The 24560-nt window shown below is 39.6% G+C and carries 14 protein-coding genes and 1 pseudogene; 7 read left to right on the top strand and 8 right to left on the bottom strand.

Annotated features, from left to right (window positions below; genetic code table 11):
- Positions 1 to 44: 44 nt before the first annotated feature.
- The 4 genes from H6G18_RS11485 to H6G18_RS11470 all read right to left on the bottom strand — a co-directional run bounded on the left by H6G18_RS11485 (position 45) and on the right by H6G18_RS11470 (position 8270).
- Positions 45 to 5720 carry a trifunctional serine/threonine-protein kinase/ATP-binding protein/sensor histidine kinase gene (locus H6G18_RS11485; RefSeq protein ID WP_190407237.1) on the bottom strand — a complete coding sequence of 1892 codons (5676 nt, stop codon included), beginning with the start codon at positions 5718 to 5720 and terminating at the stop codon, positions 45 to 47.
- 316 nt (positions 5721 to 6036) lie between these two features.
- Entirely contained in the window at positions 6037 to 6924 is an 888-nt protein-coding gene (locus tag H6G18_RS11480) for a hypothetical protein (RefSeq protein WP_190407236.1), read from the bottom strand.
- Between the two features lie 50 nt (positions 6925 to 6974).
- Positions 6975 to 7484 (bottom strand): hypothetical protein, encoded by a 510-nt coding sequence (locus tag H6G18_RS11475; protein WP_190407235.1) that lies wholly within the window; start codon positions 7482 to 7484, stop codon positions 6975 to 6977.
- Positions 7485 to 7625: 141 nt separating this feature from the next.
- A complete protein-coding gene (locus tag H6G18_RS11470; RefSeq protein WP_190407234.1) occupies positions 7626 to 8270 on the bottom strand; it encodes a class I SAM-dependent methyltransferase in 645 nt (214 codons plus the stop codon).
- Between the two features lie 95 nt (positions 8271 to 8365).
- Between H6G18_RS11470 and H6G18_RS11465 the strand changes: the two genes are divergently transcribed.
- The 3 genes from H6G18_RS11465 (at position 8366) to H6G18_RS11455 (ending at position 12120) form a co-directional block, all read left to right on the top strand.
- Complete coding sequence (locus H6G18_RS11465) at positions 8366 to 10039, top strand: ArnT family glycosyltransferase (protein WP_190407233.1); 1674 nt, start codon at positions 8366 to 8368, stop codon at positions 10037 to 10039.
- Between the two features lie 97 nt (positions 10040 to 10136).
- Positions 10137 to 10604 carry a MarR family winged helix-turn-helix transcriptional regulator gene (locus H6G18_RS11460; RefSeq protein WP_190407232.1) on the top strand — a complete coding sequence of 156 codons (468 nt, stop codon included), beginning with the start codon at positions 10137 to 10139 and terminating at the stop codon, positions 10602 to 10604.
- A 244-nt stretch (positions 10605 to 10848) separates the two neighbouring features.
- Positions 10849 to 12120, top strand: coding sequence for an MFS transporter (locus H6G18_RS11455; RefSeq protein ID WP_190407231.1), 1272 nt, complete (start codon positions 10849 to 10851; stop codon positions 12118 to 12120).
- A gap of 134 nt (positions 12121 to 12254) precedes the next feature.
- On the opposite strand, the gene H6G18_RS11450 is transcribed toward H6G18_RS11455, so the two are convergent.
- Positions 12255 to 13934, bottom strand: coding sequence for a transglutaminase domain-containing protein (locus tag H6G18_RS11450; protein ID WP_190407230.1), 1680 nt, complete (start codon positions 13932 to 13934; stop codon positions 12255 to 12257).
- Between the two features lie 351 nt (positions 13935 to 14285).
- Between H6G18_RS11450 and H6G18_RS11445 the strand changes: the two genes are divergently transcribed.
- The 3 genes from H6G18_RS11445 to H6G18_RS11435 all read left to right on the top strand — a co-directional run bounded on the left by H6G18_RS11445 (position 14286) and on the right by H6G18_RS11435 (position 18894).
- Positions 14286 to 17147, top strand: a complete 2862-nt coding sequence (locus H6G18_RS11445) for a cation-translocating P-type ATPase (protein WP_190407229.1) — start codon at positions 14286 to 14288, stop codon at positions 17145 to 17147.
- Between the two features lie 101 nt (positions 17148 to 17248).
- The gene (gene recF / locus H6G18_RS11440; protein ID WP_190407228.1) at positions 17249 to 18364 is read left to right on the top strand and encodes a DNA replication/repair protein RecF; all 1116 of its coding nucleotides are present in this window, start codon (positions 17249 to 17251) and stop codon (positions 18362 to 18364) included.
- A gap of 116 nt (positions 18365 to 18480) precedes the next feature.
- Positions 18481 to 18894 (top strand): hypothetical protein, encoded by a 414-nt coding sequence (locus H6G18_RS11435; RefSeq protein ID WP_190407227.1) that lies wholly within the window; start codon positions 18481 to 18483, stop codon positions 18892 to 18894.
- A gap of 107 nt (positions 18895 to 19001) precedes the next feature.
- Here the strand turns inward: H6G18_RS11435 and H6G18_RS11430 are convergent, their stop codons facing one another.
- On the bottom strand, positions 19002 to 19457 hold the full coding sequence (locus H6G18_RS11430; protein ID WP_190407226.1) for an MgtC/SapB family protein: 456 nt from the start codon (positions 19455 to 19457) through the stop codon (positions 19002 to 19004).
- A gap of 499 nt (positions 19458 to 19956) precedes the next feature.
- Between H6G18_RS11430 and H6G18_RS11425 the strand changes: the two genes are divergently transcribed.
- Entirely contained in the window at positions 19957 to 22284 is a 2328-nt protein-coding gene (locus H6G18_RS11425; RefSeq protein WP_190407225.1) for a putative PEP-binding protein, read from the top strand.
- A gap of 182 nt (positions 22285 to 22466) precedes the next feature.
- Here H6G18_RS11425 and H6G18_RS11420 read toward each other — a convergent pair.
- Both H6G18_RS11420 and H6G18_RS11415 read right to left on the bottom strand, forming a co-directional pair.
- A pseudogene (locus H6G18_RS11420) lies at positions 22467 to 23606 on the bottom strand (sister chromatid cohesion protein PDS5); the annotation flags it as partial.
- A 12-nt stretch (positions 23607 to 23618) separates the two neighbouring features.
- Positions 23619 to 24371 carry an NACHT domain-containing protein gene (locus H6G18_RS11415; protein ID WP_190407224.1) on the bottom strand — a complete coding sequence of 251 codons (753 nt, stop codon included), beginning with the start codon at positions 24369 to 24371 and terminating at the stop codon, positions 23619 to 23621.
- Between the last annotated feature and the right edge of the window lie 189 nt (positions 24372 to 24560).

Below are 24560 nucleotides of genomic sequence, written 5' to 3'. Positions count from 1 at the left end.
GTTAATGCACTAAGAGTAAGGTATTTTCTACTCCTTTAGCCTTTTTAGGAGAATAGTGGTATTTCAATCACAAACTCGGTTCCTTGTTTTGGAGTGGAATTACAAGTTAACCGACCCTTGTGTTTTTCCACCACAACTTGATAGCTAATAGATAACCCTAAACCTGTACCACTTCCTATAGGTTTAGTAGTAAAAAATGGATCGAAAATTTTCTGCTGCACTTGCTCCGTCATGCCAAAACCGTTATCCGCAATGCGAATCCCCAGAGTGTTCGCATCTATTAATTCAGTAAGAATCCGAATCTGTCGTCTATTAAACAGTTCAGAGTCTTTTATTATTGACTCTTCCAAGGCATCAATCGCATTACTAAGAATATTCATAAATACCTGATTAAGTTGACCAGCATAACAATTAACTGGAGGTAGTTTTGCATATTCTTTGATGACAGTAATTGCAGGGAAATCACTTTTTGCTTTCAGTCTATGCTGCAAAATCATCAAGGTATTATCAATACCTTCGTGAATATCCACTGGCTTCATTTCTGATTCGTCTAAACGGGAAAAGTTGCGTAAACCTAGAACAATATTGCGAATTCTTGAACTTCCAATCTTCATGGAATCGAGAATTTTTGGTAAATCTTCTGCTAAAAAATCTATATCAATTTGTTTAGCTTTTTCTGCAATTAAACTTGAGGGTTGAGGAAATTCTTGCTGATAAATAGCGATCAGATCCAGTAAATCTTTTACATACTCAGTAGTATGAGTAATATTCCCATGAATAAAGTTAATAGGATTATTAATTTCATGAGCAATTCCCGCTATCATTTGTCCCAAAGAAGACATTTTTTCACTTTGAATTAATTGGGTTTGTGTGCGTTGTAATTCTTGCAGAGCTTGTTGTAAACGTTGATTTTTGTCATGGAGTTCCTGTGTTCTAGCTTCTACTTTTTCCTCTAGCCTATGGTTGTAATCTTCTAGGCTTTGATTTGCTTGTGCTAAATTTTTGTAGAGTATGGCATTTTCTATGGAGATTGCTGCTTGGGTAGTAAGGAGTTTTAAAACTTCCACGCGCTCGCGGGGAAATGCTCCTGTTGCTAGATTATTTTCTAGGTAGAGAATACCTAAAACCTTACCTTGATTAATAATAGGTACGCATAATAGACTCTTGGGTTGCTCACGAATAATGTAGCGATCGCTTGCGAGGAAATCAACAGTCTGGGCATCATCAATCACTAATATTTCTTCATTGCGTTTGACATAGTTAATCAAAGTCACAGGGACATCAAAACTGGAATCTAACCTAATGGAAGGAAAAGATGTAGATATAGCAACAGAATTGGCACTATGACTGACTGTAGTCACTCTTAATTCAGAAGTATCTGCGTCAGTTAAAATCAAAGCTGATTTAGAAGCACCGGCATTTTCCATCACAACTTGCATTAATGTAGACAGTAGTTGTTCAAGCTCAATTTCTCCAGAGAGCGCTTGAGAGGCTTTAATCACTGCTGCTAAATCTAGAGAGTCCGAAATACTAGTTTTAGAACCAACTACTGTTTGGTGATTATTCCTGTTGGATATAGATTGGTAATTAGAAGAAGTGATTTTCTCATTTACTTGGCAATTAAGTTTTTCTTGCTGGAGTATCGGAGCCAGTAATTGAGGATAGAGTTTTGCCAAATGATCAATTTTGGCTTTTGCTCCCCAGCGACTATAGGCATAGTAAGCATCTGTGAGATAAGTTTGGGCTATTTTTTGTTTACCCCAGTCTAGATAAAACTTAGCAGCCAGTTCATTAGCTAGAGCTTCTTCATGAATATATTCATTTTCTTTAGCAAGAGAAATGGCGCGATCATAAAAATCTATTGCTTGCAGATATTGTCCGATAACACGATATTTTTCTGCTTCTACAAGATAATACTTATGTAAATAATTCATTGGCCCATGACTAGCCCAATGCTCCATTTTTTGTTGGTTGGCTGTTACCTGCTGGAGAATTTCTTCTTGTTCATGTTTTTGGCTTACAAAATATATAGCTAAATGAGCTAGAGAATCATAGAAATATAATTGCGGTGTAACCAACATTCCGATGCCAGCATATAAATAATTTCTGGCGTTAACAGTATTTGCAACTGCTGTATGGTAATCACTAAATAAATAGCATATCTGAATTTTACACAGATAGAAATGTAAAATTGCGATTCCATCGTTAGATTGACGATGAATTAATAAATCTTTTGCCTCATTATAAGCAACACCAGTTAAACTACAAACATCTTCTTCTTCTCCCAGCAAATTTAACACCATCTGTAGATAAATCTTATTCCAATACCATACCCTTTCTTGTTTTAGTTGATTAATGACACTGCTATAGGGGTTCATTTCTAGTTTTAAACTAGTCAGTTCCCGACCTATAAAGAATGAAGAGTAGCAGTAAGCATTAATCGAATAGCTGGCAAATTCTAAATCTCCTGTTTCTATTCCGCTTAAGTAAGCATTTAAAAAAGATGTTAATGTTTCCTTAATATGTTCCTTCCAATGTTTGATGTGAGCATTAAATGAGTGAATGACTTTAGCAGTTACTTCTTGAGTTTTAAACTTAATCAACAAACCTGAAGCTAGTTTTCCAAATTCATAGCCATACTCAATCTCTCCTTTTACACCACAGAGAATTAAACCATAAACAACATATGCAAAAGCCGACAATGAAGTATTTCCATATTTGAGTGATAAGCTGATTTGTTTAAGAGCAATTAGTGTGAAAACATTAGGTTCAGATTGATATGCAAAAACAATTGCACTCGATAAGATACGCATGACTGCTAGCGGTTGTGCTTCAGTCATTTCTGGCAATTCAATTAACTTTTCAACACTATGATCAGCCAATTTTGCATTTATTATTTGCATTTCCTGCTGAATATCAGACTGGGTGGTGTTTTCAGGAAACTCCACTCCCAGCAATTTCAAAAAAGCTAATGCCGTATTGATAGCTTCAATGGCTTGATTTTGCGCTCCATAAGCCTGAATTTTGACTTCATAAATTTTTACCTGTTCAAGTGATGTTTTAGCCTGTACTAACACTACTTGAATTAAGTGTTCCATCTGCTGAAAATCACCACTTAGATATGCTGCTTCTACTGCTGTTTCATACAAAGCTAAAGTTAGTTCATATTGATTTTTCCAGCTATCATTTGCAAGTAGTTCAATTCCTGTCATTAAATATTTCACTGCTGCTGTATAAGCCGTTGATGCTAAAGCTTTACGTCCAGCAGTTAGATTCATCTGAGCTAATTCATCACGCTTGCTTTGATTCGTGATTAATTCCACTACAATATTTAACTGATTTACCAATTGAAAAACCTTGTCTTCTCTTTCAGTAATTGGGATATTATCTAGAAGTAATATCCCAATTTTTAAGTGGATTTGCTGTCTGAGGTTTTCAGGAATTAGAGAATAAGCTGCTTGTTGTACTCGGTCGTGGATAAATTTGTACGTAGGAGTTTGAAAATTAATAAATGGTGATTCCTGAGATTTTTTATTACCAAAAATTTCTGCTGGATTATTATTTTCTTGGAAAAATTTATAAACCTCAGTTTGAGGTAATATTATACCTTCATGTAATGCTGCCCATAAGTCAGAGGCGGTATCTACAACAGATTTTTCATGGGCGATCGCCAGAGTCTTTAAATCAAACTCATTACCAATACAGGCTGCTAACTTTAAGATATTTTGTGTCATTTTGGGCAATCTTTCTATTTGCATACCCATAAATTTCACAACATCGTCTGTCAGCGATAAAGCTTGAATTTTTACAATATCGTAATGCCAATAACCAGCATCAAATTTAAACTTAATTATGCCATCTTGATGTAAAGATTTAAGAAATTGAGTAGCAAAGAAAGGATTACCTTTGGTTTTTGCAAATACCATTTGACTGAGAGGAATAGTCATCTCTTCTTGGCAACGAAGAGTATCAGAAATTAAATTGTTTAAATTACTTTGATTTAAAGGTAATAATGAAATACGAGTAATATTCCCTTGTACTTTTTCAATTTCTTTTATTGTTAAAGATAGTGGATGTGCCTGAGAAACTTCATTATCACGATATGCTCCGATTAAAAATAAATGATACTCATCTTTATCATTTATTTGTGTTTCAGTAACCGTCCAAGGCTCTCCATCAAAAATAGGAATCCATAGATTTTCTTTTGTTTCCGAATCAGGTACAGTAGGATTTTTTTTAAGTGTATTTCTCTGATTCATCAATAACTGGATAAATTTTAAAGAAGCTATATCTGCCCATTGCAAATCATCCAGAAAAATAACTAATGGATGCTGTTTACTACTAAATACTTGGATAAATCTTTGAAATAATAAATTAAAACGATTTTGGACAGCACTGCCGGAAAGTTCAGCTACATTTGGCTGTTGACCAACAATGTCTTCAAGTTCAGGAATCACATCAATAATTACCTGAGATTGTTCACCTAAAGCTGATAAAATTTTCCTTCGCCATTGTTTAATTTGCTCATCAGTCTCTAAGAGGATTTGCCCAATTAAATCTCTAAAAGCTTGTACTAATCCCGATAAGGGAATATCTCTTTGAAACTGATCAAATTTTCCTTTAATGAAATAACTTTGTTGCCGAACAATGGGCTTATGAACTTCGTTAACTACAGCAGTTTTACCAATACCAGAGAATCCAGTAACTAATATCATTTCTGTTTTTCCCCTCGTTACCCTCTCAAAAGCAGCAAGTAAAGCCGCAACTTCTTGTTGGCGACCATAGAGCTTTTCGGGAATGAGAAAACGATCTGAGACATCCTTAGTGGCTAATTCAAAGGATTTTATGTCGCCTGTTTCTTGCAACTGTTTATAGCAAATCTCTAGGTCGTATCTGAGTCCGTAAGCACTCTGATAGCGGTCTTCGGCATTTTTTGCCATTAACCTGCTGATAATATCAGACAAAATGCTGGGAATCTTGGGGTTTATGGAGCTTGCTGTGGGTGGTTGCTTGGCAATGTGGCAGTAAACTAACTCCATCGGCTCAATACTCTTGAAAGGTAACTGTCCGGTTAGGAGTTCAAAAAACGTTACACCTAAAGAATAAAAATCACTACGGTAATCAATCCCTCTGTTCATCCTTCCTGTTTGTTCAGGAGATAAATAAGCTAGCGTCCCTTCTAAAAAATTGTGATTTGTGATAACTTGGACTTCTCTTGGAAGGAGAGTAGCAATACTAAAGTCAATTATTCTGATTTCTAGTGTGCTGGGATTAATCAGGATGTTGGCTGGTTTGATATCTTTATGAATAATGCGACTACGATGTAATCCTTCTAAAGTAGATGCGATCGCTATAGCAATATGAAAAAATATTTTTAGAATTGTGCCATATTCATCTGTGGCTTGATGAAGTTGTCCCCAGTCTTTGAGCGATAAACCGCCAAAGTCCTCCATGACTAGAGCATAGCTGTTACGATAGGTTTCTAAGTTTAAGGGTTTAACTATTCCCTGAACGTCTAAATTTTTGGTAATTGTATACTGATTACGAAACTGAGCAATTTCATGAAACGTTGGGTATTCATTCCGCATCAGTTTGATAACTACAGGTTTTTGGTCTTGCTTTCTAATAGCTCGATAAACTATGGTTTTGCTACCAAAGTAGATTTTTTCTGTGATGTGATATCCAGAAAGAGGAAATATTGTATCGGACAATACTATCATTGCAGCGCTCTTTATATCATTGTAACTCTGCTCTAGTATTCCCTTTCATTTCCTGATTCTCTCACTTTTTTTAATACAAAGTGAATATTATTTAATAGTAATTAAAGTCTGATTATCTGAGGGTTTTCACTTAAACGAATTTAAATTTTACTTGAAGTTTACGTATAAATTACATCTTAATAAGATATCATTTATCAGTTGCTGATTATTTTGATATATAACTTCTGTTGGAATTTTTAATTTAGTATAAGTTCAATAATTAAATTAAATTTAAACAGGTAATAGCAAAGGTAGAAGTTCGCTATTACCTATTAATTTAAATCTCAGCTACAGCTCGCTCAATTAAGCGTCTTGCTAAGGTTTGTGTACCTGTATGTTCGTAGTAATTAGTTGCCATATCTAAGAAAGCCGCTAAGTAATCTAACTTGTCATCAGCTATTTCCATAAAGCTACTCAAGTTATGGACTACTTTTTGAGGGCTTAAGTTATTAGCGATAACAATATTATTCATCCACCCTTTTACTGAGTCAAAACTTTCCCCAATAAAGTTTAGTTTACTGCCAGCATTGTTACCAGGAATTACATCTTTAATACCTTTAAAAGTGGAGTTTTGCTCTAATTCTTGAGGATTCATTTGACTTAGCCCAGATATAGCCTTGTTAATAAAATTTGGGCCTAAAGGTATTAAACCATCAACACAAACTAAAGCCACCATGCGAATTAGTGACTCACCACTGTATTCTCCTAGAGATGCAACAAAATCGCCAATACTGTCCCCAGGGATGCCGTTAATTTGGCAGAAAGCTACTAATTCAGCTACTAATTTCAGGGATAAGTCTATCGTTTGGGCTTTATCGGGTTTGGGTGTAACTGAGTTTAAAAAACCCAACAGGGGTAATTTTTCACCGACTTTGTTAGCTAAAGCAGCTGCACCCAAGACTTTATCTGTACCATCAACAGTTTGATAGAGCCACAGTGCTGTTTGATATCCTTGGGAGCGATCATTATAGAGGTAAATCGCTCGTTCGCCAATTTGCTGAATCAAGCTGTCATCGGTTTCACCAGTGACAGTTTTAATGGTATTAACGAAGCCAACAGTATTTTGCCACTCTCCAGGAGCAACAAAATCCAGGGCTTTTAGCATAGATACAGTTAAACCACTGGTTGGTAGTTGATCAACCAACTCAAAAATGGATTTACTCACAACAATCTCCTAATTATTAGGTTTTATTATCTTGATTTTCTGAGTGCAGCTTAGTTGAGTTCAGCCAAGCCTCCAAGGTTGAATTTCTCGATCCAATTGGCGCGATCGCTTGCAGTAAATGACGGAGAACGAGACAATACTTTCACCTGGTATTTACCTACTAAAACTGCTGTTTGCGTATTACCTACTTCCACAGCCGGATAACCACCGATTTTCTTAGTACTCTTAGAGAATTTCGCGGCTGCTCCTGGTGTACTCGTAGTATCTGAAACAGACAACATCGCTAAATCCTTACCATCTTTTTTCAACTTGGCTTCAGCAAAACCTTTTTTTTCTTGGGTATATACTCGTTGATAACCAGCTGTTTCATTTGGGAAAAATTTGTTAAATTCATTGCCTTGAGTAGCGTTTTTAGCTACCGCTTGACCAGTTTTTTGACGGCTACTTTCTTGCTGTGCTTGGTCAAAACGTCCTGGTGCTTGGGGGGTACAGGCTGTAGTCAGTAATAAAACAGACAATAATACAGCCGATAGAATTCTAGACGCACGGGGAAACTTCATATCTACTCCTGATGCTTGAGCTTTGAGGCAATTATCTGTGCTGCTGTCAGTTCATACCCAAAAATTTATCTTTTGATCCAATTCTGTGGGGAGTGCAGAGTATGAAGACATATAAGTTTAGCTCCCGACCGATGAAACATTCTATTTTCGGTAAGCGATCGCTGCATAAAAGGGATCTCCTCCCGGCGCACCTAACCACTGCAAGAAATTGGGTGCTGTTGATTTATGAGCAATGATTTCTGGGGTGCTAAATCCGGGTACTGAAGCAAAGTAGCGTTTAACTAATTCTAAACGTCTTGGTTCGGAAGCATCCCGCCAGGCTTGAATCGCTTTTTGATAAAACATCCGGTTAGAAAAGCTAATAATTGCCACACCACCAGGTTTGAGGATGCGATAAATTTCCGAAAATACTGCTTCTGGATATTGCAGGTACTGTACGGAAACACAATTGATAACTGCATCAAATTCTTGGTCTGGTAGAGGTAAACCAGGGTTTTCGTTGAGATTCTGCACAAAGTAATGATTAAGTCGGGAATTACGTTCTAATTCCTCGCCGTTGAGTCCATGTCCCTCCACATGAGCAAACTTTACCTCTGCTGGTAGATGGGAAACCCAGCTACTCATCATGTCTAATATGCGTGTGTTAGGTTGTAGCCGCTCTCTATATAAATCCGTCAATTGTTGAATAAAACCTTCATCAACATGGGTGACAAAGCGGGGATAGGCATAAAATAGTTGGTCGTCTGTATCGTCTAATTTTAAGCGTTGATCCGGTCTTAGCAACATAAATGTTTATATGTCAGTCTTTTTAGTGCAACTTCAGTCCTTCTTAATATATTTTAATAAATTTCCTATCCATCCACGCATTTGCACAGTACTTAATGTTCTATAAATTACAATCATTACAGTCTACTTGGCAACGAATCAGCTTCTCAGTAGCCTTTCCCTACATCACTTTGTTTGTTTGGACAACCCCATTATTATTATTGAGTTCTGGAGAAAATAGTTTAATCGCCCATGATGAAGCGCTTTATGCTTGGCGTGCGCGTCAAATATTTGATTCTGGGGATTGGGTGTCAGCTTGGAGTAATATCCACCATAAAACTCCTGGTTTTTATTGGTTAATTGCTAGTTTTTATCAGCTATTTGGAGTCAATGAATTTACTGTCAGACTTCCTAGCATGATTTGTGGAATTTTTTCCCTATTACTTGTCTATGAAATCGGCAAAATTATCCTGAATCAAAAGTTAGCTTGGCTAGCTACAGCAATTTTAAGTCTGGAATTTCTCTGGCTGCAATATTGCCGTTTAGGCAATCCTGATATGCCAATGATTTTCTTAATACTTTTAGCCATTTACTCGCTGATTCAAGCCGAATTATATCCTAATTATAAATATAGCTCTGGATTAATTTTTATTGCTGGGTTAAGTTTGGGTTTAGGATTTTTAGTCAGAAGTTTTGTGATTGTTCTCCCAACTGTAGCTTTGTTACCCTATTTAATTTTTGAACATCGTCGTCATCGTCATTTGACTAACCCCTGGCTGTATTTGGGTTTAATGAGTGGTTTTATTCCTATATTTGTTTGGTCATGGTTTAATTGGCAACGCCACAGCAATAATATATTCGCTACTCTAGTGGAATTTGTATTAAGGCTTGGCTCTGAAGAGCGTGATGGAAATGGTATTTTATTCTATTTCTGGAATATATCTTTAAAAGCTTTTCCTTGGACATTTTTTAGTCTTTTAGGATTATTTTTAGTTATTCTTCGCCCTAAACTTCATTATCATCTGATACTGGTTGGATTTCCAATTATTTTATTTGTAGAACTCAGCATTTTTTCTACTCGTCTGTCTCACTACGGTCTTTGTCTTTATCCTTTCATCGCTTTACTCGCAGCCATAGGTTTAGACTGGTTAGGCAAAATTTACGATATGGGATATGCAACAAGAAAACCCTGGCGGCAAAAAGGAAATATTCTGCGTATTCTCAGCTACGCTTGTAGTGTAATTGGTATTTTATTTTTGATAGCAGCTATAGTTGTTTTTATCTGGGGCGATAGGCTGCACTCTATCGTAGGTGATGGCGTTCCGACCAGCTTGGCTGATCGCAAGTATGCAGTTATTGGTTTAATTGTAGGCTTAAGTTGGTTTATTGTGCCGATGGTCTGGATTGGTCGCTATAAATTTGGCTGTAAGTTTCTCACATCTAGTTATTGGATAGCAGGTTGGTTAATTCCCTGCTGGTTAGCTTTGGCGTTTGCTGGTGGCTTTGGCTTATTGGGCGACTATAACCCTACTTATCGCACATTTTTACAACAACCAGCGATCGCTTCCATTTTACAAGACCACCCCATTCACTTTGTACAGGTAAACGGTAAAAACTCTGTCTTGCTCAATTTTTACACTCCTGTTCACGGTCAAAAAGTAGATACAATTGCCCAATTACCACCTTCTAGCTATGCTTGGGTAGATCAAAATAATTCACCTGAAATATCCAGACCCCACCGCATCATCGGGGAAGTAGACAACTACAAATTGATCCAAGTCCAACCATAGGCAAGATGCAAAGCAGAAGAGTCGGGTGAGAATGACCATTGACCATTGACTATTGACCAATCTATAATAAATATTACGCGCACTAAGTAATTTTCTAATGATTGCCCAACCTGACCATTCACCAACTTCTGAATCGTGGCAGCAAAACCTTGCCCCGTACAATGTGGGGTACAGAATCAAATTACTTTCACAACTCTTGACCCGCAAGTTTACGGAAAGACTAGAACCTTTTGGAATGACTCCATTTCATTGGTTTGTTTTATGCTGTCTGTGGCAAGAAGATGGTTTACCTACTTCGAGTATTGGGGATAAACTCAAGCAAGTAGGCGGTACGCTTACAGGTGTTCTAGACCGGATGGAAGAACGTGGCTTGGTGCGTAGAGAAAGGGATGTACACGATCGCCGAATTTGGCGGATCTGGCTGACTGATGCAGGTAGGGAATTAGAAACTGTTTTACCACCACTGGCCGCAGAATTACTGGAAGAGGCGATGCAAGGGATTTCTACTGCTGATCGTGAACTATTTTCTCAACTTTTAAATCGAGCGATCGCTAATCTATCTTAGTAAGTTTCATTGAATCACCCATGAGGATGAAGAAGTTTTTGGTTTTTTATAGAAAAATATTACGCACACTAAATAAAGAGCAAAAAACTTAAATAAACGTGCGCCTCCGTTGGAGACTCACGTTAAATAATTAAATGTAGTGAATAACCAAAAGAATATTTAAGGATACGTCTTTGGGATTATACCAAGAATATCTGCGAAAGTTAGTCTTGAGTTAAATAAATCAGTTGTTATTTAATGATTAATGAATAAAAAAAACTGGCTACAAATACCTGCTTTCAGATCAAGAAATTATCGACTGTTTTTTGCAGGGCAAGGAATTTCTTTGATTGGTACATGGATGACACAACTAGCTACCGTATGGCTAGTTTATGAATTAACTAATTCGCCATTAATGTTAGGAATTGTTGGTTTTACTAGCCAAATTCCTAGCTTTTTTCTGGCGCCATTTGGGGGAGTATTTGTAGATAGATTTTCCCGGTATCGTACCTTAATTGGTACACAGATGCTGTCGATGATTCAGTCCTTAGCATTAGCTATATTAACATTCACCGGGATGATTCAAATTTGGCACATCATTGCCTTAAGCTTGTTTCAAGGATTTGTTAGTGCCTTAGATGCACCAGCAAGGCAAGCATTTGTCCCAGAACTAGTGGAATGCCGGGAAGATTTAGCCAATGCGATCGCTGTTAATTCGACAATGATTAATGGTGCGCGGTTAATTGGCCCAGCAGTTGGGGGTTTACTAATTTCTACTATTGGGATAACGTATTGTTTTTTAATTGATGGCTTAAGTTATATTGCAGTCATTGCTGGTTTATTGGCGATGAAAGTTAAACCTTGGAAACTGTCGGCAATTGACGGTAATCCTTGGCAGCAAGTTAAGGAAGGATTTGTATATGCCTTTAGCTTTCCGCCAATTCGAGCTATTTTACTGCTATCAACTTTAGTTAGTTTAATGGGTCTACAAAATACAATTCTTGTACCAATTTTTGCCGAAACAATTCTCAAAGGTGGTGCAGAAACTTTGGGTTTCTTAATGGCAGCTTCGGGTTTAGGAGCCTTATCGGGTGGTATTTATTTAGCGACAAGAAGAACAATTGTAGGTATTGGTCAATTAATTGCTATTGCCCCGGCAATTTTAGGTGTGGGTTTAATTGCCTTTTCTGCCTCAAGATTTTTACCCCTTTCTCTATTTACAATGTTGTTTGTCGGCTTAGGAACAATTTTACAAATCGCTGCCAGTAACACCTTTCTTCAGACAATTGTCGAAGAAAATAAGCGCGGTAGATTGATGAGCTTATATACAATGTCATTTTTAGGAATAATTCCTATCGGTAATTTATTAGGTGGTGCATTAGCTAATCGTATTGGCGCACCCAACACATTAATAATTGATGGTATTGCTTGTATTATCGGGTCTATATTTTTCCACCGAGAATTGCCAGCTTTAAAAAAATTAGTTATGCCAATTTATGAGCAGAAAGGTATTGTGATAGTCAAAAATGTATCATAGATTAGTAAAATAGCATCCTTTGCTCGTAACGCAATTTAAAGGTATATACGCTAAAATTTCTTAACTTATAACTTTGGGGACAGAGGAGATATTTCATCATCCCCTATGCCCAATTTCAATTCTTAGAAACAGATTCAAAAAGCTGGTAATTCTTTGAGAATCGTAAAGCGAATATGGTTAATTGCCAAATCACCTATAGGGATATCATCTTTGGTTAATCTCGTACCTTGACTACTGAGAGTTTCAAAGGAAACACCTTTGCCGATTTCAATGTGATACCAGCATAAGCCCATAAAAAAGCGGGTGGGATACTGGCTATCACTACCCAAGTCATCAGGGTTAGATTCCATTGGCAACCAGCCAAAACCAGGGATGTAAAATTCTAACCACACATGATTAAAATCTGGATATAAGGGGACTCCTTGTTGTTGTCCATGTGGAGGGCATTTATATCTACCAACGGTGCGGCAAGGGATACCATTCAAGCGGCAAAGAGCTAGTAACACGCCTACATACTCGCCACAGGAACCAACGCCTCGTTCTAAAACTATATCTGGCGTATCTATGTATGGTTTAATACCATAAGATAATTCATCATAAACGTAGTTACGGATGCTGTACATTTTCCGCAACAGGTTGGTTTCCGAACCAACGGCTTCTTCAGCCGCACGGCGGACAATACTCGTATCCATTGCTAAATCGTCATCATCCACCAAGTAGCGGGCTTGAAATTCCGGTGATAGTTCGGGAATATTTTCTACATCTTTAGGTGTGATGCGATACTTAATACCTCGGACTTCTAATAATGCTTTCCAGCCAAATATGTGGCGTTCGCCAGGAGTCAAGGCATCAAATTTAAACACCGCTACCCTTTGTCCATCAATAACTTCTTCTGTAAAAGGTATACCGATGGGTTCAATGTGTTGGATTTTTTGACGTTCAGTTTCTGAAGGGAGAGCGATACGCCATTCTACCTCTGGTAAATACACCTCTTCTAAGGGGGAAATTTCCTCAGCGTAGGACATTTCAATTAAATAACCGTTAGAAAGGGCGTAGTGTTTATCTGGCTCGTGATGATAATAGAGGGGGTGAATAAAAGTGCGATCGCGGTATGTTAATTCATGATTGGGGTCAGCGTTAGGGTTGTCCCGGATATATGGTTCCTCTGAGGCATAAGCGACATAAAGATTTTCTCGCCCTGTTTCGCCATTTAAATGTACTGCTATACCTGTAGGCGATTCAAAGGGGGTTAAAACACTAAATCGAACTTCCCCAGTTGCCCTATCCATAGAGTAGACTGTTTGTTCGGTGCGATCGCAAACCCAAAGTGTGTCACCATTGACCACTAAATTCTCAATTCCCACCCCAGGGGCATAGAATCTGGTAATCTCTTTACGGGTATCGCGGTCAAAAATCAGAATGTAGCCTAACCTATGGCAACTAACGTAAACTGTTGATTCCCAAACAGCTACACCGTCGGCACTGTAAGGCAAAGTCACAAAATGTTCTAAGCCTAAAGATGAAAGCTTGGATAAATAGACACTGTTACCGCGAGTTACCCAAAGATTATCTTCCCAAACCGCTAAACCAGTTACATCTGTGAACTCTTTAGCTTGGTGGGGGTTGAGAATCTTGCTGTTATCAGTTTTTGGGTCAATCTCTAGTAAATGCCCCTTGATACTATCAATAGCGATCAGTCTATCTTGGATAAAAGCGATGCCACATAAAGTAGCAGCCGTCAATGGTCTAATTGTCCTAGTCCCTAACATTTGGCTAACGGTCAAACTGGTGGGTGCAAAACTCATATCAAGCATATTTATTTAACGGTTTAGCACGCCTAAAATTAATTGTGGCATGGCATTTGTGATCCAAATTTAGACTGGATGTTATTCTCTATTATCAGTACAATATCTGCCAAAAAACTCTGGCTGAAGAAATAATACATGATGCACCAAAAGAAAATAAATTGACTCTTGTCTGCTCAGTAATGGGTGATTAGGAAGAAACTGTTACCCATTATTCATGACTAAATTACCCGCATAAGTAGCAACATAAGTTAATACTCATACATCTAGGCAATAGCCGTAATGTAACTTTGGTGGATGGTTTTCTGTCCATCACTAAATTATGATCGAAATCTGTAACCATTTTCTGTGACTTACACAATGTCTGCTAATTCTCTGCCTGAAAGTTCCACTACTTGGCATAGTTTGGAAGTTGATAAAGCACTCGGACTGCTCAATAGTAATGCAGACGGTGGCTTAACAATCGAAGAAGTTGAACAACGGTTGCAAAAATACGGCCCCAACGAACTAGAAGAACACGGAGGTCGTAGCACTTGGGAGATTTTACTCGATCAGTTCAAGAACATTATGTTGTTGATGCTGATTGCAGTAGCTTTTATTTCTGGCTCTTTAGATTTTTTCTCTTGGCAGGCAGGAGAACTTAAGCCTGGGGAAATACCCTTTAAAGATACGATCGCCATTTTAGCGATTGTGATTCTCAATGGTGTTCTTGGTTATGTGCAGGAAACCCGTGCTGAACAAGCCCTCGCAGCTTTGAAAAAACTCGCGTCTCCCTCAGTGCGGGTGATCCGTGGTAACAAGTTGGTAGACATAGCAGCCAAAGATGTAGTCCCAGGGGATGTGATGCTTCTAGAGGCTGGGGTGCAAATATCCGCCGATGGACGCTTAATTGAGCAGGCGAATTTACAAGTGCGAGAGTCAGCACTGACCGGTGAAGCGCACCCAGTCAGTAAACAAGCAACTTTAGAACTACCAGAAGATACATCTTTAGGCGATCGCATTAATTTAGTTTTTCAAGGTACGGAAGTCGTCCAAGGGCGTGGCAAGGTGCTAGTAACTAACACTGGCATGAGTACGGAACTAGGTAAAATTGCCACCATGTTGCAGTCGGTGGAAAATAAACCCACCCCCTTGCAACAACGCATGACCCAACTAGGAAATGTCCTAGTCACAGGTTCCTTGGTTTTAGTAGCGATCGTTGTTATCGGTGGTGTAGTTCAGGCAGGGAATTTTAGCCCCCTCAGAGACTTGCTGGAAGTTTCTTTGAGTATGGCGGTAGCTGTAGTCCCAGAAGGCTTACCCGCCGTAATTACAGTTACTTTGGCATTGGGAACCCAGCGCATGGTGCGTCATCATGCCTTAATTCGCAAACTTCCAGCAGTAGAAACTTTGGGTTCAGTCACGACTATTTGTTCTGATAAAACCGGTACACTCACCCAGAACAAAATGGTAGTGCAATCGGTGTACACAAACCAAAAGGCTTTTCGCGTCACAGGCGAAGGTTACGCTCCTGTTGGTGAGTTTCAGCTAGATGGTCAAAACATTCCTGCGGAAGATTATCCCGAAATTCCGGCTTTATTAGTCGCCTGTGCTGTTTGTAACGATTCAGTCTTACAAAAAGAAAAAGGGGAATGGATAATTTTAGGCGACCCCACCGAAGGGGCGTTGGTGACACTGGCAGGAAAAGCAGGTATTGAAAAAGACCAGTGGAACTATAAATTACCCCGTGTGAGCGAGTTTCCCTTCTCATCGGAACGCAAACGCATGAGCGTGATTGCTCAGGTAGAGCAAGTAGCCACGGGTGAACCTGCGATGACAGCCATCGATCCAGCCCTGGCAGGTTTGGTCAACAGTGAACCTTACATGATGTTTACCAAAGGTTCGCCGGAGTTGATTTTGGCACGTTGTACAGCGATTAATTTGGGTGTAGACTCTGCCCCCTTGAATGATGAACAACGCCAACAAATTTTGGCAACAAATGACCAAATGGCCGCTAAAGGTTTGCGGGTATTAGGTTTTGCCTACAAACCTCTAGCAGAAGTGCCGCCGGAGGGGTCTGATGAAACATCAGAACAAGGAATGGTTTGGCTGGGTTTGGTGGGGATGCTAGATGCACCACGTCCCGAAGTTAGAGCCGCCGTCCAAGAATGCCGAGAAGCGGGTATTCGCCCCATCATGATTACAGGCGACCACCAACTAACAGCACGAGCGATCGCCACAGACTTGGGTATTGCCCAAGAAGGTGACAGAGTTCTGACAGGTCAAGAATTGCAACGGATGAGCGACCAGGAACTAGAACAGCAAGTTGACTTGGTAAGCATCTATGCACGGGTAGCCCCAGAACACAAATTGCGAATTGTCCAAGCACTGCAACGTCGGGGTAGATTCGTAGCCATGACAGGGGATGGTGTCAACGATGCTCCAGCCCTCAAACAAGCTGATATCGGTATTGCTATGGGTATTACCGGTACAGATGTTAGTAAAGAAGCCAGTGATATGGTGCTATTAGATGACAACTTTGCTACTATTGTCGCCGCTACTAAAGAAGGTCGAGTTGTTTACACAAACATCCGCCGCTTTATTAAATACATCCTCGGTAGTAACATCGGTGAAGTTCTCACCATTGCGGCTGCACCCCTCATGGGATTAGGAGGTGTTCCCCTCACACCCCTACAAATCCTCTGGATGAACTTGGTAACAGATGGTCTACCAGCCTTAGCCTTAGCTGTGGAACCACCAGAGCCGGATGTGATGAAACGTCCCCCCTTTAGCCCCCGTGAAAGCATTTTTGCTAGGGGTTTGGGTTCTTACATGATACGCATCGGTATTATCTTCGCCATCATCAGCATTATCCTGATGAAATGGGCTTACGATCATTCTCAAGCGGTGACAGGGTCAGGACTCGACCCTGACCGATGGAAAACAATGGTCTTCACTTCCTTGTGTGTCGCTCAAATGGGTCATGCGATCGCTATCCGTTCCAACAACCAACTCACCATTGAAATGAATCCCTTCTCTAATATCTTTGTATTAGGGGCTGTGATTGTCACTACAATTTTGCAGCTGATGCTGATTTACGTTCCACCCCTACGGGCATTCTTTGGTCTGCAATGGCTACCACCCACAGAATTAGCAATATGTTTTGGCTTTAGTTCCTTAATGTTTATCTGGATTGAATTTGAGAAATTATTCTTCCGCTTTAGGGGGAAAAAGACTGTGTGAAGGGGATGAGGAAGATGAGGAGGATGAGAGGGATATAAATTGTCCCCCATCTCTCCCCACTCCCCAACCTCCCCCACTCCCCAACCTTCCCCGTATTCACTATGTACCTAAAGACTCTACACCTCCGGCATTTTCGCAACTACAAAGACCAAAAGGTTGATTTTTCAGCTGCCAAAACAATTTTGGTAGGGAATAATGCTCAGGGTAAGTCGAATTTGTTGGAGGCGGTAGAGTTGTTGGCGACATTGCGATCGCATCGGATGGCACGCGATCGTGATTTAATCCAAGAAGAAGAACCAGCAGCACAAATCAACGCCATTTTGGAGAGAGAAGCAGGAATTAGTGACCTCAGCTTAACTCTGAGGCGTAACGGTCGCCGTACTGTTGCCCTCAATGGCGAATCTCTGCGGCGACAAATGGATTTTTTGGGTGTGCTGAATGCGGTGCAGTTCTCCAGTTTGGACTTAGAACTCGTGCGTGGTAGTCCTGAAGTCCGCCGCAACTGGCTAGATACTCTCCTCATTCAACTTGAGCCAGTTTATGCTCATATTTTGCAGCAATATCACCAGGTCTTACGCCAACGCAATGCTTATTTAAAGAAGTTTCAAGACTCAGCACTTACTACTCAAGACTCAGCCCTCGCTATTTGGGACGCACAATTAGTTACTACAGGCACAAGGGTAATTAGAAGACGCGATCGCGCGCTATCTCGACTCGTCCCCCTAGCTGCTGCTTGGCACGCCAATATTAGCGGGAGTACTGAAGTTCTGCAAATCAACTATGTACCTAATGTGTCATTGATTGAAAATCAACCAGACGAAGTGCAACAAGCTTTTTTAACCAAATTACAGCAACGAGCCGTTGCCGAAATGTACCGAGGAACTACCCTTGTCGGTCCCCATCGAGACGAAGTAGAATTAACCATCAATCAAACACCAGCTCGCCAATACGGTTCTCAGGGTCAGCAACGTACGCTGGTATTAGCGCTTAAACTAGCCGAACTACAATTAATTGAAGAAGTTGTTAAAGAGCCACCTTTACTCTTGCTTGATGATGTTTTGGCTGAATTAGATCCATCTCGGCAGAATCAATTGTTAGATACTATTCAAGATAGATTCCAAACCTTAATTACTACTACTCACCTCAGTTCTTTTGATTCTCAGTGGTTGAATTCTTCCCAAATTCTTTTTGTTAATCAAGGAGAAATTTCTATTTAAGAGAAATTAAAACTAATATTTTATTTGATAAATCATGCTTCATTTAAGTTTATTATTTCTAATAAATCATTTTCTTATTAGGGTTCATGAATTAAGCACTATCAGTTATTACAACCATGAAAAATACAGACTATATATTAAATAAAAATGAGATTACATTACTAGGCAAATCATTAAGACAAATCGAACAGAAGCTCCTTAAACAAAGCCAAGACGAGGGTAAAACTAGACTTTGGTTTCAAGGGGAAGAACCTTATTTTGATATTTTTTTGGAATTTTATTATGATGAAATTTCATGGTTTCAATTTACTTTACGGGGTAAATCACTGTCCTGGGATAAAAAAAGACCAGAGCTTCAAACAGGTACAACTAATGAATTAAGCATTAATGATGCTAGCTTTTATGCAGCTAGTAAAACTATTGACAATGATACCCAAACTGATTGGGAATTTATATATTTAGTAAAATCAATTATTCAAACTAAAACTGAAGATCCAGTTTTTGCCAAAGCATTAAAACTATTTAGTTAAGAGTCAATAGTCAATAGAAATGAAGTGGATTTTCGATTTAGCAGTTATGTTTTTACCAAATGTCTAGTAACAAGTCAATTCGATAACTAATGACCAATGGCTATTGATTAATTATTCTCAAACCTCTTAAAAAAATTCAGAATTACAAAAGTGATTATGGCTCCAATTAAACCTAACTGCCATAAACCACAACCTGCCGCAATCCCCAAAGCAGATGAAACCCAAATTGCGGCTGCTGATGTGAGTCCATGAATTTCTAAACGTTGTGATTGTTGGGAAGATTCACGGAAAATTTCTCCAGCACCCAGGAATCCTACACCAGCTGCAATACCCTGAATAACTCTGCCAATAATTTCTGGATATGATTCTAATGAAATTATTTGCAAGGGTATGACAACAAATATAGCAGAACCGAAACTAACCAACATATGAGTTCTTAAGCCTGCGGGTTTACGTCGCAGTTCGCGTTCTATACCGATAATCGCTCCAATTAGTAAGGCAAGAAAAAGCCGAAATATCAGCTTCAAAAGGTCGTTGGGTTGCAAATAGTAATTTTCTAGCAATTTTATGTCTGAGATAAAAAATATATTATAGATAGTGTATAACTCATATTTCCAAAGCCTGTAAAAATTTTTATTTTTATTGTATTGTTTTTATTATAAAGTTTATAAATCTACATTAATTAACTATTAAATACACTTAAAAATGCTTTTTTAAACAGTCGATAAATTTTATTTTCCTGCTATATAATCTCAAGATAATCTAATTTTTCCTTAAACATCTATAATTTTACTAATAACTTATGGGAATATTGATTATCTAGGCTAACGTATTATGGAAACTAATTACTGAATTATTTTGTAGAGATAATTTGACGATCATTAACCAAAATGTTGATTAGGGAGGCATATTAGAGACTTCTGAATAAAAAAATAACTAATTGCATTAAACATAAATTATAGAGACTAAATCCTGGCAAAAAGTAGCACGTAACACCTGAAAGTATACCAGGACATAGATAGCTTTAGCTGTAAACTCACAATTGACAATCAAACAAATTGAGTGGATAAACTCTACTGGCTTGACCAAATCAAATTACAAGACCGCGCCAAAGTAGGTGACAAAGCGTTCTATTTAAGCAGAATCAAGCAACGTGGCTACCCTGTTGTTCCCGGTTTTGTAGTTTCAGAAGAAGTTTTACGATCATTTCTAGAAACTCTCAACAGTTCAGAGTCATTAGTCGCTAACTTACCCAATTCTTCCTTACACTTAGATGTAGGCAACTGGCGACAACTCCAGCAGGTGGCTGGTCGTTTACGCCAAGAAATTATTCATGCAACCGTGCCATCACAGTGGCTGAATACAATTCTTGTAGCCGCTAGGGAATGGCAGACTGATTCTTTAATTTTTCGCCCTAGTTTAGCACTGGCCACTGCAACAAACAGGCTAGGGAATACTTCTGGATTGTTGGATGCAACTTTTTGCCGATGTGAAGAAGGAGCGATCGCTCACACTCTCAAGCATACCTGGAGTCAACTGTTTCGCGCCAGAAGCTTGCTATATTGGCAGCGCATGGGAGTTAACCTGCAAGAAGTTAACCTGGCAATTTTAGTCCAGCCAGTACAAAATGCGATCGCTAGTGGTTCATTAATGGCTAACACCTCCGACTGGAAAATTGATGCTACCTGGGGATTAGGAGTAGCACTGACTCAAGGTGAGGTGACACCTGATACATACAAAATTCAGCAGGACACGGGTATTGTTTTAGAGCGACAGTTGGGAAATAAAATGCTGATTTATCATCTCGATAGTTCTGCATCTTTAAATTCTGAATCATTGAGACAATCTGTATTTACAGTGGATAACTCCTGTGTAGCTGCATATTTGGTTGAGAACGCGCACCAGCAACAGTACGCTTTAGCAGAAGAATATCTACAACAAGTAATTACATTAGGGCATCAATTAGAAAGTGAATTAGGTAAAATTTTTACCATCGAGTGGACAATCGCGGAGGACAACTCAACCCCCCATCTCTACATCACTCAAGTGAGTACTCCTCAATCTGCCATTCCCAATTTACAGTTTATCAAAGGTGTTGGGGCAGCGAGAGGACGTGTCACAGCAAATGCTCACGTAGTTAACGACTCCCAAAAGAAACCAGAACAACTACCCAAGGGCGTAATTTTAGTAGTACCAACAGTTACACCTGATTGGTTGCCCTTATTACAACAAGTTGTAGGTATTGTCACAGCACAGGGTGGATTGACCAGTCATGCGGCAATTCTGGCCAGGGAATTGGGTATTCCTGCTGTGATCAACGTAGCGGAAGCAACATTATTAATTCCCAATGGTGAACGATTACTCATAGATGGCGATCGCGGGGAGGTGTATTTATTAAAACCAGATGAAGCAACTACTACAGAAAATCAACAGCAGCAACTCCCTACTCCATCATTTCATCCTGTTGTTAACAGGCAAATGCCAATGATTGCCACCCAATTGCTAGTTAACCTCAGTCAACTTAGCCTCATCGAACAAGTCCAAAACTTACCCGTGGATGGAGTGGGATTATTGCGGTCAGAACTGATGTTACTACCTTTACTTCAGGGTCAGCATCCGAATTTTTGGCTTTTGGATGGACGAAAATCGAAATTATTAGAGCAATGGTCTGAGCAGATTATACAATTTGCCCGCGCTTTTACCCCGCGCCCAGTCTTTTATCGCTCCTTAGATTGGCGATCGCACGAGCTATCAGCAAATAATTCCCAATCTGCGCCCCAATCAATTTTGGGCGATCGCGGTACATTTAGTTATGTCCGCAATTCTGATGTTTTTGAATTAGAACTTACAGCGATCGCTAACGCCCAAAAAGCTGGTTATGATAACATCAACCTTTTATTACCCTTCGTTCGCAGTGTAGCCGAGTTTACCTTCTGTCGCCAAAAAGCCGAACAATTTGGACTGACCCAAATTCCCCAGTTTCAATTATGGATAATGGCGGAAGTCCCCAGCGTCTTATTTTTACTACCCGAATATGTCAAAGCCGGGGTAGCTGGTATATCCATCGGCACAAACGACCTGACACAATTGCTACTCGGAGTAGACAGGGAACAAGGGGATATAACCAAAGTTTTGAATGAACGCCACCCGGCTGTGATGGCTGCTATTGCCCAACTAATCCAAATGTCCCAAATTGCCGGCATCCCTTGTTCTATCTGCGGTCAAGCACCAGCAATATATCCAGAAATCATCGATCAATTGGTGCAATGGGGTATCACATCGATTTCCGTGGAACCGGAAGCAGTAGAGAGGACATATCAGGCGATCGCCCGTGCTGAACACCGCTTATTATTACAAGCAGCACGCCGACAGATGGGAGAGTGTGGTTGAAAGGTGTAGACTTTTAATGCTTTCTCAAACACTGGTTTTAAGGTGTAATACCATTTCCCGAAAAATTATGATACAAATGTAAACCCTGAAAGCCTTGCTGAATCTAAGTTTTTTTAATTGCGAATTGCGTTGGCGTTAGCCTTGCCGAAGGCTATTGTGAATTGGTATAAGGTTTGATAATTTCAAAATTCTGTCACCACTAAATCCCACAAGACATCAATTCCTGTTCCTACATATTCTGAATCCTGGTGTTGCGATATCCATTCAACGACATTCGCAGTAACCTGACGAGAGTTTTTGCCCAAGTTGCCCAAGGACTGAGCCGCAGAGTAACGCACGGATATTCTTTGATCCTGGAGTAAAGCCAGCAGTTTTGTTACCACCTCTGGCGTAGCCTTGCCTAAGTTGCCCAAGGCCTTAGTTGCAGAGGAGCGCACACGCCAACTTTCATCTTGGAGTAAAGCCAGCAGTTGTGACACTACATCTGGCGTAGCCTTGCCCAAGTTTCTCAATGCCTTAGTCGCAGAGGAACGCACAAGCTCACTCTTATCTTGGAGTAAAGCCAGCAGTTGTGGCACTACATCTGGCGTAGCCTTGCCCAAGTTTCCCAATGCCTCAGTTGCAAAGGAACGCACAAGCTCATTCTGATCTTGGAGTAAAGCCAGCAGTTGTGGCACTACATCTGGCGTAGCCTTGCCCAAGTTTCCCAATGCCTCAGTTGCAGAGGAACGCACAAGCTCATTCTGATCTTGGAGTAAAGCCAGCAGTTGTGACACTACATCTGGCGTAGCCTTGCCCAAGTTTCCCAATGCCTCAGTTGCAGAGGAGCGCACACGCCAACTTTCATCTTGGAGTAAAGCCAACAGTTGTGATACTACATCTGGCTTAGCCTTGCCTAAGTTTCCCAATATTTCAGTTGCAGAGGAACGCACACGCCAACTTTCATCTTGGAGTAAAGCCAGCAGTTGTGGTACTAACTCTGGCGTAGCCTTGCTCAATGCCCTAGTCGCAGAGTGACGTATGCCCTCACTCTCATCTTGAAGTAAAACCAGCAGTTGTGGCACCATCTCTGGTGTAGCTTTGCCCAAGTTTTCCAATGCCCTAGCCGCAGAGTAACGTACGCCCTCACTTGGATCTTGGAGTAAAGTCAGCAGTTGTGACACTACCTCTGGCGTAGCCTTGCCTAAGTGGCCTAATACCTGAGTCACAGAGGAACGAACACCCTGACCCTCATCTTGGAGTAAAGTCAACAGTTGTGGCACTAACTCTGGCGTAGCCTTACCCAAGTCGCCCAAAGTCCTAATCGCAGAGTAACGTACGCCCTCACTTTGATCTTAGAGTAAAATCAACAGTTCTGCTAATACTTCCTCCTTTTCACCTAAAGCTGCTCGATATTTTCGCAGTCTCCATTGATCTATCAAATCTGCCGATGCTTTCAAAAGTTGTAGTGCTTGAGTTTGAAACTTAGTTTCACTCAGACTAGAAAGAACTTGAAAAACCTGAGATTTAATTTTGTCACCTACTCGTTGAGAATCACTAACTTCGAGATTGACTAATTGCTGTAAAATCTCGGCAATTAAACCACTGTCAGATAACTGTAAGTCCTCTGCTAAACAACTACCTGCAAAGAACAGATTACGGTGTAACCATTCTTCATAAGGAGTTTCTTGTTGCAGAATTGCTTCAATGACCTTTTTCGGATTGCCTCGTTTTTGTTGAGCAATTAAAAGTAGTAACACTTCTCGCCAGTGAGGATCATGTAAGTGTTTTCGAATGTGGTTTAATACTTCATCAAAGCTTTCTTCTTGGCGAACTCGTATTTCTTCAGCCGTTAAATATTCCTGAAATGTCTTATGTACAAAGGCATATCTATCTTGACCTTGTTCATTCAATAAACCACTTCGCTCTCGAATATGATCAACAAAACATTCTGCTTCAGATTTAGCTTGGTGTGGCTTAACTTGATAATTAAATTCAGTAATATATTTACATAATTCCCTAATCAACTCATCTTTATCTATCAGTGTGCCGCCTTCTTGATCATTGTTCTGTCCCTGGGTATGAATCCAGTAAGCTAAACGATTCATTAATTCTCTAATATCGTTTTGCTGGATATAATCGAGCTTAATTTTATCTATTTCTTTTACTTCATCCCAATTGATTAATAATCAGAAGTGTTGAATGTTAAGAAAAAGCCAATAAAAATAGCCCAAAATATGTTAGATTTTGGGCGAAGGATTAAAATATTTTAGTTTAACAGTGATTATAAATTCATT

The organism is Anabaena subtropica FACHB-260 (assembly GCF_014697105.1).
GTDB lineage: Bacteria > Cyanobacteriota > Cyanobacteriia > Cyanobacteriales > Nostocaceae > Trichormus > Trichormus subtropicus.
This window is presented reverse-complemented; position numbering and strand designations above follow the sequence as displayed.